The organism is Zhengella sp. (assembly GCF_041397485.1).
GTDB lineage: Bacteria > Pseudomonadota > Alphaproteobacteria > Rhizobiales > Rhizobiaceae > Zhengella.
Window position 1 is genome coordinate 148047 of record NZ_JAWKWO010000001.1, and the last position, 13049, is coordinate 161095.

A 13049-nucleotide genomic window follows, 5' to 3' on the forward strand; every position below is an offset into this window, starting at 1 on the left:
CGTAGTGCGGCAATGTCGCGTGGCCTTCGTCACACCAGCCGGCTTTGCTCCACGGCTGCGGCAATGAAGCTGGCGAAAAGCGGATGCGGCTCGAATGGACGCGATTTCAGCTCCGGGTGGTACTGGACGCCTATGAACCAGGGATGATCGGCATATTCCACGGTTTCGGGCAGGACGCCATCGGGCGACAGGCCAGAAAAGACAAGGCCGCAGGATTCGAGCCTGTCCATGTAATCGATATTGACCTCGAAACGGTGGCGATGGCGCTCCGAAATGGCGGTCGATCCATAAATTCCCGCGATTCGCGTGCCTTCCTTCAACTGGGACGGATAGGCGCCAAGGCGCATCGTACCGCCAAGGTCGCCCGAGGCCTTGCGCTTTTCCAGCATGTTGCCTTTCAGCCATTCGGTCATCAGGCCGACGACGGGTTCCGCCGTCTCGCCGAATTCCGTGGATGACGCATTGGCAATGCCGGCCAGCGACCGCGCCGCTTCCAGGCACGCCATCTGCATGCCGAAACAGATACCGAAATAGGGCACCTTGCGCTCACGGGCGAACTTGGCCGCGAGGATCTTGCCCTCCGCGCCGCGTTCGCCAAAGCCGCCGGGAACGAGGATGCCATGAACCTTTTCGAGCCATGGGGCCGGGTCTTCCTTCTCGAAGATTTCCGCCTCGATCCATTCCAGCCTGACCCGGACCCGGTTGGCCATGCCGCCATGGGTCAGGGCCTCGATCAGCGACTTGTAGGCGTCCTTGAGCCCGGTATATTTGCCCACCACGGCAATGGTGACTTCGCCTTCCGGATTGTGGATCCGGTCGGAGACCTCCTGCCAGCGCTCCATGCGCGGCTTGGGCGCCGGATCAATGCCAAAGGCGGAAAGCACTTCGCCATCCAGACCTTCGGCATGATAGGCGATCGGCACGTCATAGATGTTGGCGACATCCAGCGCCTGGATGACCGCACTTTCTCGAACGTTGCAGAACAGCGACAGCTTGCGCCGCTCCTCCGACGGGATCGTACGGTCGGCCCGCACCAGAAGGATGTCCGGCGCAATGCCGATGGAGCGCAATTCCTTGACCGAATGCTGCGTCGGCTTGGTCTTCAGCTCGCCAGCCGCCGGGATATAGGGCATGAGGGTGAGGTGAATGTAGATGGCCTGGCCGCGCGGCAGGTCGTTGCCAAGCTGGCGGATGGCCTCAAGGAACGGCATGGCCTCGATGTCGCCCACCGTACCGCCGATCTCGCACAGGACGAAATCGTAGTCGTCATTGCCCTCAAGGACGAAATCCTTGATTTCATTGGTGACATGGGGAATGACCTGAACGGTTGCGCCGAGGTAGTCGCCGCGCCGTTCCTTGTCGATGATATTCTTGTAGATGCGGCCGGTGGTGATGTTGTCCTGCTGGTTCGCAGACCGGCCGGTGAACCGCTCGTAGTGGCCGAGATCGAGGTCGGTTTCCGCCCCGTCGTCGGTCACAAAGACTTCGCCATGCTGATAGGGCGACATCGTGCCCGGATCAACGTTGAGATAGGGGTCGAGTTTCCTGATCCGAACACGGTAGCCACGCGCCTGAAGCAGAGCGCCAAGCGCTGCCGCAGCGATGCCTTTGCCGAGGGAGGAAACCACGCCGCCAGTGATGAAAACATATCGCGCCATGGGATTGGAGGGTTATCGCGCCCGAGCCGATTCCGCCAGTCCAAAAATCCCGCATGGCGATTTTTTCCACCGCCGCCGGCATGCTTGCGGCGGTAAAAAGGGCAGGCTTGCCTTGCCGGCCCCTGCCCGCGCCAGACGGAAAACGATCAGAGCACGACCACTTCGGCGCCCATCCTGACCTTGTCGAAAAGCTCGATGACATGATCGTTGATCATGCGGAAACAGCCGTTTGACGACGCGGTGCCGATCGTCTGGGGCGCATTGGTGCCGTGGATCCGGATCCGCGTGTCGTTCTTGCCCTGATAGAGATAGATGGCGCGCGCGCCCAGCGGATTGCCCGGTCCACCGTCCATGCCATCCTTGTACCTGCCGTATTTTTTCGGGTCGCGCTTGATCATGTCGGGTGTGGGAATCCAGCGCGGCCATTCCTGCATGTCACCCACCTTGGCGCGGCCGGTAAAGCCGAGCCCCTCCTTGCCCACCGCCACGCGATAGCGCGTCGCCCGGAACCAGCTCTCGACGTAGAAAAGTTCCCTGGTCGCGGAGTTGATGACGATGGTGCCAGGCTTGTAACCCTTGAACGGGACAGATTCAGGCGCGAATTTCGCGGCGTATCTGGCATCGGGCGAAGCCTTGGCCTTTTTCGTGGTCACGCTCGCGATGGTCTTGCGGACCGGCTGCCCGGCTTTCGCCCGCTCCTTTCCGGAACGCAGGCTGGCCTGCGGGTTCCTGTTCAGGTTCGATGACATGGCCTGGTCGCGCTGGAAAACGCGCAGATCGGTCTCCGCGGAGGCGGGCGACAGCGCAAGGGCGGCAAAGGCGGCGACAAAGGCAAGGGCGGTGCGGATCGGCTTCATGGCGGACTCGGTTGCGTCAGGCGGCGCTGGACTCTGCCGCCGCGGTTTTCGGGAGGCGTTCACCTTATGCCGGCGCGACGGAACCGGCAAGCAATGCACAGGGCGGATACTGTCGTCCCGCGCGGAATTCCTTTTGTTGCGTGATCCATGTCACAGGTTCTTCTTGCCACCGAAAACAAGCCCTTCACGAAACATTAACCATGAAGCGGGTTTGTATGCGGGCAAAGAAAAACCGGCACGGACAGCGCCCGTGCCGGTGCATTGCGCAGCCTGAGCGGGTGCGTCAGTTGACGTTGGCGATGCGCGCCTGCTGCCGGCGCCGCCGGTCGGGCGGCGTTGCTTCTTCCAGAAGGCGATGCAGCGCCTGTTCCACAGTCATGGATTCCTGGTCACGCGAGCCGAGACGGCGCAGGTTCACCGTGCCCTCTTCGGCCTCGCGCTTGCCGCAGACGAGAATGACGGGCACCTTGGCCAGACTGTGCTCGCGCACCTTGTAATTGATCTTCTCGTTGCGCAGATCCGACTCAACGACGAGACCGGCGTCCTTCAGCTTCGCCGCGACCTCGCGGGCATAGTCGTCGGCGTCCGACGTGATGGTCGCCACCACGACCTGCATCGGCGCGAACCAGAGCGGCATGTGCCCGGCATAGTTTTCCAGCAGGATGCCGAGGAAACGCTCCATCGAGCCACAGATGGCGCGGTGGATCATCACCGGCTGCTTCTTCTCCGACTTGTCGTCGATGTAGAAGGCGCCGAAACGCTCCGGCAGGTTGAAGTCCACCTGCGTGGTGCCGCATTGCCATTGCCGGCCGATGGCATCCTTCAGCACATATTCGAATTTCGGACCGTAAAAAGCGCCCTCGCCCGGATTGATGCCGGTCTTGATGCGCCCGCCCGACTTCTCCTCGATCTGCTTGAGGACCGCCGTCATGACCTCTTCGGCATGATCCCAGTTCTCATCCGGTCCGACGCGCTTTTCCGGCCGCGTGGACAGAAGCACCGTGATTTCCTCGAAGCCGAAATCGGCATAGGTGGAGAGGATCAGGTCGTTGATGCGCATGCACTCGGATGCGAGCTGCTCCTCGGTGCAGAAGATGTGGGCATCGTCCTGCGTGAAGCCGCGCACGCGCATCAGCCCGTGCAGCGCGCCGGAAGGCTCGTAGCGATGGACATTGCCGAATTCGGCCAGCTTGATCGGCAGTTCCTTGTAGGACTTGAGGCCATGCTTGAAGATCTGGACGTGGCCCGGACAGTTCATCGGCTTGATGGCGAAGACGCGGTGATCGGCCTCCTCGTCATCCGGGTTGGTGAAGGCATGGGCCGATTTCACGGCGAACATGTTTTCCTGGTACCAGCCCCAGTGGCCGGAGGTCTCCCACAGGCTCTTGTCGAGGATCTGCGGCGCGTTGACCTCGTCATAGCCCTGCTCGTTGAGGCGGCGGCGCATGTAGGAAACAAGGTTCTGGAACATGCGCCAGCCCTTGGCATGCCAGAAGACGACGCCCGGACCCTCATCCTGGAAGTGGAACAGATCCATTTCACGGCCGAGCTTGCGGTGATCGCGCTTTTCCGCCTCCTCCAGCATGTGGATATAATCCTCAAGCTGCTGCTGGTCAGCCCAGGCGGTGCCATAAATGCGCGTCAGCATGGGATTGCTGGAATCACCGCGCCAATAGGCGCCGGCCACCTTCATCAACTTGAAGGCATTGCCGATCTGGCCCGTCGAGACCATGTGCGGCCCGCGGCACAGGTCGAACCAGTCGCCCTGATGATAGATCTTGACGTCCTGGTCTTCCGGAATGGCATCGACCAGTTCCACCTTGAAGTGCTCGCCCTTTTCGGCAAACACATCCTTGGCCTTGTCACGCGACCAGACCTCCTTGGTGAAGGGCCGGTTGCGGGCAATGATCTCCTTCATCTTCTTCTCGATCTTCGGAAGATCGTCCGGCGTGAAGGGCTCGTTGCGGGCGAAGTCGTAATAAAAGCCGTTCTCGATCACCGGGCCGATGGTCACCTGCGTGCCGGGCCACAATTCCTGCACGGCTTCGGCCATCACGTGGGCGGCATCGTGGCGGATCAGTTCGAGCGCGCGCGCGTCGTCACGGGTCACGATCTCGATCGTGCCGCCGGCAACTGGGTCGGCGAGGTCGCGCAATTCGCCGTCGATGGCGATCGCGACCGCCTTCTTGGCCAGGGATTTGGAAATGCTCTCGGCAACATCGCGACCGGTCGCGCCGGCGGGATATTCGCGTTTGGAGCCATCGGGAAATATCAGGGAAACGGCGTCAGCCATGGGTCTGTCTCCTGTTGTCCAGTCCCGCCTACGATCGCGGGTGGTTGAAGGCCCGAAGGGCCGGAATTTCGCGGCCTATCTAGACTCCGCCACCGCTGCCGTAAAGGGGCAGACAAGCACGCCCCCCTGACGGCGACCATTTGTCCCTTATATGTGCATGCGGGCAGGTGAACGGGAGACAAGGCGATGAATATCGAAATCCTCCAGCCACAGCCCTGGGACCTCGTCGGTTCAACGATCCTGATCGGCGGCAATGCGGCCGGCTTCGAAGGGCACCTGTCGATCCGCGTTTCGGATGGACACACGGAGATCACCGGTGCTGCACGCGCCGGTTCAACCGCCATCCGCCCTTTCCAGGCGTCGCTTGCAATTCCAGCCGGTTCTGGCTTCAGGCTCAGCCGCCTTTCGCTATCGGTTTCGGACGATTCGGCGCGTGGCGGCGAGACAAGGCCGCCGACAGTCACGATACCCGTGCTTTACGGGCCGCTGATCCTGGAGGGCTATTCCTGTTATTGGGAACACAGGGTGAAACGCGGCGACACGCTTTTCTCGCTGGCGCGCCACTATTTCGATGGTGATGAAACGATGCACAGCGCCATTCAACTGGCCAACCAGCATCTCATTGCGAGTCCGGATACCCTGGCTGCCGGTCAGGTGCTGCGCATTCCGCGCGCATTCTGACGGCCGGGCAGCAAAAGCCGCTGTCAATGGCCGTGGGCATGGCGGCCATTGCGCCAGAAGCGCCAGGGCGTCCACCAGTGCTGGTCGTGTGCCAGGGTCTGCGGCACGTTGTCGATGCCGCATGTGCCGCCCGGACCGCAACGGCCGACGCGAAACAGGGTCAGCCAGCCGCCTTTCCACAAGCCGTGGCGGGCAATGGCCTCATAGCCATATTCCGAACAGGTCGGCATGTGGCGGCATGAATTGCCGACAAAGCCGGACAAGGTGAGCTGGTAAAGCCGAATGATGCCGGTGCCGAACAGGCGTCCTGGCGTCTTCGGCCACGGGCCGGCCCAATTGCGCCCCCCGGGCCCGGCGGAAACCATGGTCAGGCGGCCGCCGCCTTCCGGTCGATCTGGTCGAGGCAATCGACCACTGCATCGAAGGTCAGCAGGGTGGAGGCATGGCGCGCCTTGTAGTCACGCACCGGCTCCAGATACTTCAGATCCGAGAAACGGCCTTCCGGCGCAGGCCCGTTCTCCTTCAGCATGCGCCGCATGGTTTCTCGCACGGCGCGCAACTCCCCGGCGGACGCGCCGACAATGTTTTGCGCCATGATGGAGGCGGACGCCTGACCGAGCGCGCAGGCCTTCACGTCATGGGCGAAATCCGTCACCACGCCGTTTTCCACCTTCAGATCCACCGTCACGGTGGAACCGCAGAGCTTGGAATGAGCAGTCGCCGTGGCATCCGGGTTTTCAAGCCGCGGCATGCGCGGGATATTGCCGGCAAAATTCAGGATTTTCGCATTGTAGACGTCGTCGATCATGGCCGTCTCGCCCCGTGGCGCAACCGGAACGGCAAATGCCGCCGGCCGCATCTTTGATTTCACACTCGTGTGCATATATAAGGTCGGGCAAGGCCATGCGGCAAGCTGTGCTATCGCACAGGTCCGCTTTTGGCTGGCTGGAAACGCCGCAGGTCGGCAGGTTTCGGAAATTTCCGGAAAACCGTTGCAGGCAGTGGTCCGTTCAACTCGTTCCTCCGTAAGAAGCGTGGAACTACGGGAGACGCCTCGTCATGGATGCCATCGCTACCAATATTACTTCGCTCACCGAAAACACCATGGAAAGCCCTGCAATCGAGCGGCCGAGCCGCGATGAAGCCGAAGCGGCCGTGCGGACGCTGTTGCGCTGGGTTGGCGACAATCCGGATCGCGAGGGCCTGGTCGACACGCCGGCGCGCGTGGTCAAGGCCTATGAGGAGATGTTCTCGGGCTACGGCGCCGATCCTTCCGAGGAACTGGGCCGCACCTTCGAGGAGGTTGCCGGCTATGACGATCTCGTCCTGGTGCGCGACATCCATTTCCATTCCCATTGCGAGCATCACATGGTGCCGATCATCGGCCGCGCGCATGTCGCCTACCTGCCTGACGGAAAGGTGCTGGGCCTGTCGAAGATCGCGCGTCTCGTGCATGTCTTCGCCCGCCGCCTGCAGACGCAGGAGGCAATGACCGCGCAGATTGCGACCTCCATCCAGGACGTGCTAAATCCGCGCGGTGTCGCGGTGATGATCGAGGCCGAGCACATGTGCATGGCCATGCGCGGCATTCGCCAGCAGGGATCGACGACCACGACCTCCACCTTCACCGGCGCCTTCCGGGACAATCCGGAAGAGCAGGTGCGTTTCTTCACCCTGGCACGGGACATGGGCCGCCGCTGACGGCCCTTCCGGTCCCGGCCGGCCAAGTTGTTCCGGAACCGGACATGACCGATATCGCCTTCAAGGCCCCTTCCCCCGACAAGACGATGCTGGAAACGGGCGCGGATTTCACGCCCCGTTTCGATGCCAACGGACTGGTGACCGCTGTCGTTACCGATGCCGATGACGGCGAATTGCTGATGGTCGCATTCATGAACGCCGAGGCACTCGCCCTGACGCTGGAGACAGGCCTTGCCCATTACTGGTCGCGCTCGCGCAACCGGCTCTGGAAGAAGGGCGAAACCTCCGGAAACATGCAGCGCGTGGTCGAGCTTCGCACCGATTGCGACCAGGATGCCGTCTGGCTGAAGGTGCGCGTGGGCGGACACGATGCCACCTGCCATACCGGCAAGCGCTCCTGCTTCTATCGCATCGCCTCGCTCAAGGGTGGTGAACCGGCGCTGGCCGACGATGGCAGCCCGGCGCGTTTTGACGCAGATGCGGTCTACAAGCCCGGAACCTGACTTCGGGCCGCAAATCGGTCGCCTTTTATTTCGAATTTACGCATCGTTGAATAAAATCAGCGATAGTGAAGATCTGAAAGGAGGCTGCCATGCAGCTTTGGGCCATAACCCGGAAGGAAACGGTCGAGGCGCAAATGAATGCGCCGCCTCCGGTTTTGGCCGACGAAGCCCCGCCTCCCGAAACCCGGATCCGGAAAAAGGGCATCGCGCTCGCACTTGGCGGCGGCGCGGCGCGTGGCTGGGCGCATATCGGCGTTCTCCGGGCGCTGGAAGAAGCCGACGTTCCGGTGGGCATGATTGCCGGAACCTCGATTGGTGCTCTGGTCGGCGGCTGTTATCTGGCCGGAAAACTTGACGAACTGGAAGAGTTCGCCCGCAGCCTCACCCGGCGGCGCCTGCTCGGCCTGCTCGATCTCAATTTCGGCGGCAACGGCCTGCTGGGCGGCATGCGGCTGGATGCGCGCCTGCGCGACCATCTGGAAGGCCTGACCTTCAAGGATCTGCCGGCGCCCTTCGTCTGCGTGGCCACCGAGATCATGACCGGTCACGAGATATGGCTGCACAGCGGCTCGCTGATCACGGCCATGCGCGCATCCTATGCGCTGCCGGGGGTGTTCGAACCGGTGGTGTCGAACGGCCGCACGCTGGTCGATGGCGCGCTGGTGAACCCGGTGCCGGTTTCGGTCTGCCGGGCCTATGAACAGCGGCTCGTCATCGCCGTGAACCTTCACTACGATCTTTTCGGGCGTGCCGCCGTGGTCAAGCACTCGGCCATGGACCAGTCTGCCGACAATGATGAAGAGCCCGTCGAACGGCCGGAAACCCGCCCGATGCGGCTTGGCATTACCGGTGTGATGGTCGAGGCCTTCAACATCATCCAGGACCGCATTTCGCGGGCACGCCTGGCCGGCGATCCGCCGGACCTGTCGTTGTTTCCGGCCCTGTCCCAGATCGGCCTGACCGAATTCCACCGGGCTGCCGAGGCCATCGAACTCGGCTACGCGGAAACCATGCACCGCATGGCCGACATCAAGCGCCTGCAAGCGGTCCACGGCTGAACTTCAGACGATCTCCGCTGCATCCAGCAGGCGATATTGCACCCGCACCTGGCCATTCCAGTGGTTGAGCCCGAGCGTGCCGGCGGTGTGAATCATGCGGCCGCGATTTTGCATCAGGAACCGGCCAAGCGGCGTGTCGGCGGTGCGGAAGGCCATCGCCTCGATCCGCCGGCCGGTCTGGGATTGCAGCGTGACGCGCAGATGCGCACCGCCATTGCCCACCGGCTGAACACCGGAGACCGTATGGCGCGGCATCGCGAAGACCGGCTGGGGATGCCCCGCGCCGAAGGGGCCGGCCTGCTCAAGCTGATCCATCAGCGCCAGGTTCGCGCCATCGGCGGAAAGGGCTGCATCGACCTTGATCGACTGTCCGGCCATGAGCGCATCGACGGCTTGCCGGCTGCGTTCCTCGAAAAAGGCCCGCAATTCACCCAGGCGCGCCCGCTCGACGGTAATGCCTGCCGCCATGGCGTGGCCGCCGCCCTTGATGAGCAGTCCCTCGCGCACCGCTTCGCCGACAAGGCGGCCAAGATCGAGCCCTGGAATGGAGCGGCCGGACCCCGTTCCCCTGCCATTGGCATCGAAGGCTATGGCGAAAGCCGGACGGCGGGCTGAATCCTTCAGGCGCGAGGCGATCAGCCCGACGATCCCCGGATGCCAGTGGCTGCTCTCGGTCACCAGAACCGCAGGGCCATTGCCGTGCATGAGCTCGGCATCGACCTGGGCGCGGGCCTCCTCCAGCATCGCCTGTTCCATGGCCTGGCGCTCGCGGTTCAACTGATCGAGCCGTGCCGCGATCTCGCGTGCCTCGGAGGGGTCGTCACCGGCCAGCAGCCGGCTGCCGAGCGCCGCGTCGCCGATGCGCCCTCCCGCATTGATGCGCGGCCCAAGCGCAAAGCCGAAATGCCACGGCGCGACGGGTTCACCTATGCGTGCAACCTCGGCAAGCGCGGCCAGGCCAGGTGTCTCCAGGCGCCTTGCGACCTGCACGCCACGGCCGACAAAGGCCCGGTTGATGCCTTTCAGCGGCACAACGTCGCAAACCGTGGCCATGGCAACCAGATCGAGCATTGACAGCAGGTCCGGCGGGCGCTTCACACCCTCCCTGGCGCGTAAAAGGGCCGACACACGGACCAGCGCCAGGAACACGACGCCGGCAGCACAGAGATAGCCCTGGCCTGACAGGTCGTCGTCGCGGTTGGGATTGACGACCGCGAGCGCTGCCTCCGGCAGGTCGCCGACAATCTGGTGATGGTCGAGCACCACGACATCGGCGCCTGCATCGCGGGCCGCGGCAATGGCCTCGGCACTGTTGGACCCGCAATCCACGGTGACGATCAGCGTGGCGCCGCGGGCGCAAAGATCACGCATGGCCGCGGGATTGGGGCCGTAACCCTCGAAGATGCGGTCAGGAATGTAGATCTCATGCGGCACGCCATAATGGCGCAGGTAACGGCTCATCAGGGCCGACGATGCGGCGCCGTCGACGTCATAATCGCCGAAAACCGCGATCCGTTCCCCTTCCAGGATACCAGCGGCAATGCGGGCTGCCGCCTCGTCCATGGCGGTCAGGCTGGAGGGATCGGGCATCAGGTCGCGGATTGTCGGCTGCAGAAACCGTTCGGCCTCGTCCAGTGTCACGCCCCGGCCGGCCAGAACGCGGGCCACCAGATCGGTCATGCCATGCGTCTGCGCCATGGCGAGAGCCGCGTTTTCCTCCACCGGTCCGAGACGCGAACGCCACGCCATGCCCGATGCCGATTTCCGGACATTGAGGAAGTAATTCGTTTCCATCACCCACGCCTGACCGTGATTCGCTTCAGGGCGCGAGGATGCCCGCCGCAAGGGCGCGATGGCAAGCGGAAGGCACCGCTCCGTCTCTCATCGCAGTGGCGCGCGGCTGCGGTCGGGCATCAGGAAAAGGGCCACGACGGCGATTGCTGCGGCCAGCGCCATGTAGAATGCCGGCGCCGTGGCCAGACCGGTCGCGGCGATCAGGCTGGTCGCGATCATCGGCGTCAGACCGCCAAAGACACCGAGGCCGATGTTGAAGGCAACCGAATAGCCGGAAAGGCGATCGGATTCGGGAAACAGTTCCGCGAAAAGGGCGGGACCGGAGCCCAGCGGGACCGCGAGCAGCAGAAATGTCATGGCGTGGGCGCTTATCACCGACAGCCACGAGCCGCCGGCGGCGAGCATCCAGGCGTGAAGCGGCCATGCAGCCAAAGCCAGTGCAAGCATGGCGATCGCAATCCAGGTGCGGCGCGCCAGCAGGCGATCTCCGACGATGGCGAGCAGGGGCATTGCCGGAATGATCAGCAGCGTCATCAGCGTATTCACGGTCAAGGCATTTGCACGGTCCATCAGCCCCTGCGCCGAAAGCCATTCGGGAAGATAGACAAACGCGATATAGTAGCTGGTTCCGTAAGACGCAGCGAAGGCCAGCGCCAGCAGCGTCTCGCGCCGGTTGGTGGTGAAGGCCTGAAGCAAGGGCGACGTTTCCGCACGTGCCGCGTGGTGGTCCCGGAAATGGTCGGATTCATGCAGGTTGCGCCGCAGCCATATGGCGGCCGTTCCCAGGAGCGCACCGCCAAGGAACGGTAGCCGCCAGGCCCAGTCGCCCAGCGCCTGCTGACTGAAAATGCTGGTTACCAGCGCGGCGGCACCCACGCCGAGCAGCGAGCCGGTCATGGAGCCTATATTGGCCCAGCTTCCCGTCAGGCCGCGCTTGCCCTCAGGCGCGGTTTCAACGAGATAGGTCACCGAGGACGAGAACTCGCCGCCCACGGAGAGGCCCTGCACGAGGCGCACCAGGACCAGAAGTGCCGGGGCCAGCAGGCCCACTGTCTGATAGGATGGAAGCAGGCCGAGCAACAAGGTCGGCATGGCCATCATGACCACCGAAATCTGCATGGTCCGCGCGCGGCCGTAGCGGTCACCGAACCAGCCGAAGGCGGCCGCGCCGAGCGGCCGCATGATGAAGCCGGCGGCGAAAATGCCGTAGGTCGCGATCAGGCCTGCGGTCGGGTTGCCGGGCGGAAAGAAGACCGGCGCGATGATGCCGGCGAGATAGCCGTAGAGGGCGAAGTCATACCACTCCACCACATTGCCGATGAACCCCGCCATGACGCGATGGCGCAGATTCGGTGCCTGAGCGTCTTCTTCCTTTTCGTGCCGCACGTTGCGTGTCCTGACTGTCGCATTGACGACCCTCGGCGCGCATGATGGCGAAACGGTGACGACACGACCGGGCAAAGCCGCCGGGACCGGGATCCTGTTTCCCGGCCGGACAGGACAGGGTCAGAACTTGCTCTGGTCCTGATGCTTGGCCTTGATCTCGCGCACGGTCTGGGACGAGGAGCGCATGACGATCGTGTGCGTGCCGATATAGTCACGCGCGAACTTGACGCCAGCGAGCAGGTTGCCGTCGGTCACGCCGGTTGCCGCGAACAGGACATCACCGCGCGCCATTTCCTCCATGGTATAGATCTTGTCGGGATCCTGAATGCCCATCGAGCGGGCGCGGGCGACCTTTTCGTCGGAGTTGAGCAGCAGCCGGCCTTCCATCTGCCCGCCGATGCAACGCAGGGCGGCCGCAGCCAGCACGCCTTCCGGAGCGCCACCGATGCCCAGATAGATGTCGATGCCGGTCTCGTCCGGGTCGGTCGTGTGGATGACACCGGCCACGTCGCCGTCGCCGATCAGGCGGATCGCGGCCCCGGTCTCGCGCACATCCTCGATGAGGCGGGCATGACGCGGGCGGTCGAGAATGCATGCGGTGATCTCGTTGACCGGAACGCCCTTTGCCTTGGCTAGTGCATTGATGTTGTCCCTCGCGCTGGCTTCCAGGCTGACCACGCCCTTGGGATAACCGGGGCCGACCGCGATCTTGTCCATGTAGACGTCCGGCGCGTAAAGCAGGCTGCCCTTCTCGGCAATGGCGATGACCGCCAGCGAGTTCGGCAGGTTCTTGGCGCAGATCGTCGTGCCTTCCAGCGGGTCGAGGGCAATGTCGACCTCGGAGCCACCCATGCCGACTTCCTCGCCGATATAGAGCATCGGCGCCTCGTCGCGCTCGCCCTCGCCGATGACGACCGTACCCGAGATCGGCAGGCGGTTCAGTTCGTTGCGCATGGCATCGACGGCCACCTGGTCGGCGGCTTTTTCATCGCCACGCCCGCGCAACCGCGCAGCCGCGACAGCCGCAGCCTCGGTGACGCGCACCAGTTCGAGGGTGAGGATACGGTCGAGACCGGAAGAAGCGTTCTTGGCCATGGCACGTCCTGACTGGAAAGATC

Annotated in this window: 12 protein-coding genes; 4 read left to right on the forward strand and 8 right to left on the reverse strand. The window is 63.5% G+C overall.

Going from position 1 to position 13049, the window contains the following annotated elements; all coding sequences use genetic code 11:
* Nucleotides 1–29 precede the first annotated feature (29 nt).
* The 3 genes from R3D65_RS00595 to thrS all read right to left on the reverse strand — a co-directional run bounded on the left by R3D65_RS00595 (nucleotide 30) and on the right by thrS (nucleotide 4808).
* The gene (locus tag R3D65_RS00595) at nucleotides 30–1658 is read right to left on the reverse strand and encodes a CTP synthase (RefSeq protein ID WP_371273289.1); all 1629 of its coding nucleotides are present in this window, start codon (nucleotides 1656–1658) and stop codon (nucleotides 30–32) included.
* 146 nt (nucleotides 1659–1804) lie between these two features.
* The gene (locus tag R3D65_RS00600; RefSeq protein WP_371273290.1) at nucleotides 1805–2515 is read right to left on the reverse strand and encodes a L,D-transpeptidase; all 711 of its coding nucleotides are present in this window, start codon (nucleotides 2513–2515) and stop codon (nucleotides 1805–1807) included.
* A gap of 283 nt (nucleotides 2516–2798) precedes the next feature.
* The gene (thrS, locus tag R3D65_RS00605) at nucleotides 2799–4808 is read right to left on the reverse strand and encodes a threonine--tRNA ligase (protein WP_371273291.1); all 2010 of its coding nucleotides are present in this window, start codon (nucleotides 4806–4808) and stop codon (nucleotides 2799–2801) included.
* 186 nt (nucleotides 4809–4994) lie between these two features.
* On the opposite strand from thrS, the gene R3D65_RS00610 reads away from it, so the two are divergent.
* Complete coding sequence (locus R3D65_RS00610) at nucleotides 4995–5489, forward strand: LysM peptidoglycan-binding domain-containing protein (protein ID WP_371273292.1); 495 nt, start codon at nucleotides 4995–4997, stop codon at nucleotides 5487–5489.
* 23 nt (nucleotides 5490–5512) lie between these two features.
* Here the strand turns inward: R3D65_RS00610 and yidD are convergent, their stop codons facing one another.
* Together yidD and R3D65_RS00620 are read right to left on the reverse strand one after the other, a co-directional pair.
* Entirely contained in the window at nucleotides 5513–5854 is a 342-nt protein-coding gene (yidD, locus tag R3D65_RS00615; protein ID WP_371273293.1) for a membrane protein insertion efficiency factor YidD, read from the reverse strand.
* A 2-nt stretch (nucleotides 5855–5856) separates the two neighbouring features.
* The gene (locus R3D65_RS00620) at nucleotides 5857–6297 is read right to left on the reverse strand and encodes an iron-sulfur cluster assembly scaffold protein (protein WP_371274329.1); all 441 of its coding nucleotides are present in this window, start codon (nucleotides 6295–6297) and stop codon (nucleotides 5857–5859) included.
* A 251-nt stretch (nucleotides 6298–6548) separates the two neighbouring features.
* Here R3D65_RS00620 and folE point away from each other — a divergent pair, with 251 nt between their 5' ends.
* The 3 genes from folE to R3D65_RS00635 all read left to right on the forward strand — a co-directional run bounded on the left by folE (nucleotide 6549) and on the right by R3D65_RS00635 (nucleotide 8751).
* The gene (gene folE, locus R3D65_RS00625; protein ID WP_371273294.1) at nucleotides 6549–7190 is read left to right on the forward strand and encodes a GTP cyclohydrolase I FolE; all 642 of its coding nucleotides are present in this window, start codon (nucleotides 6549–6551) and stop codon (nucleotides 7188–7190) included.
* A 44-nt stretch (nucleotides 7191–7234) separates the two neighbouring features.
* A complete protein-coding gene (gene hisI / locus R3D65_RS00630) occupies nucleotides 7235–7693 on the forward strand; it encodes a phosphoribosyl-AMP cyclohydrolase (RefSeq protein ID WP_371273295.1) in 459 nt (152 codons plus the stop codon).
* A 134-nt stretch (nucleotides 7694–7827) separates the two neighbouring features.
* A complete protein-coding gene (locus R3D65_RS00635) occupies nucleotides 7828–8751 on the forward strand; it encodes a patatin-like phospholipase family protein (protein ID WP_371274330.1) in 924 nt (307 codons plus the stop codon).
* 3 nt (nucleotides 8752–8754) lie between these two features.
* Here R3D65_RS00635 and recJ read toward each other — a convergent pair whose 3' ends face one another.
* The 3 genes from recJ to glpX form a co-directional block, all read right to left on the reverse strand.
* A complete protein-coding gene (gene recJ, locus R3D65_RS00640) occupies nucleotides 8755–10545 on the reverse strand; it encodes a single-stranded-DNA-specific exonuclease RecJ (RefSeq protein WP_371273296.1) in 1791 nt (596 codons plus the stop codon).
* Nucleotides 10546–10632: 87 nt separating this feature from the next.
* Nucleotides 10633–11931, reverse strand: a complete 1299-nt coding sequence (locus R3D65_RS00645) for an MFS transporter (protein WP_371273297.1) — start codon at nucleotides 11929–11931, stop codon at nucleotides 10633–10635.
* Nucleotides 11932–12051: 120 nt separating this feature from the next.
* Nucleotides 12052–13026, reverse strand: a complete 975-nt coding sequence (gene glpX, locus R3D65_RS00650; protein WP_371273298.1) for a class II fructose-bisphosphatase — start codon at nucleotides 13024–13026, stop codon at nucleotides 12052–12054.
* Between the last annotated feature and the right edge of the window lie 23 nt (nucleotides 13027–13049).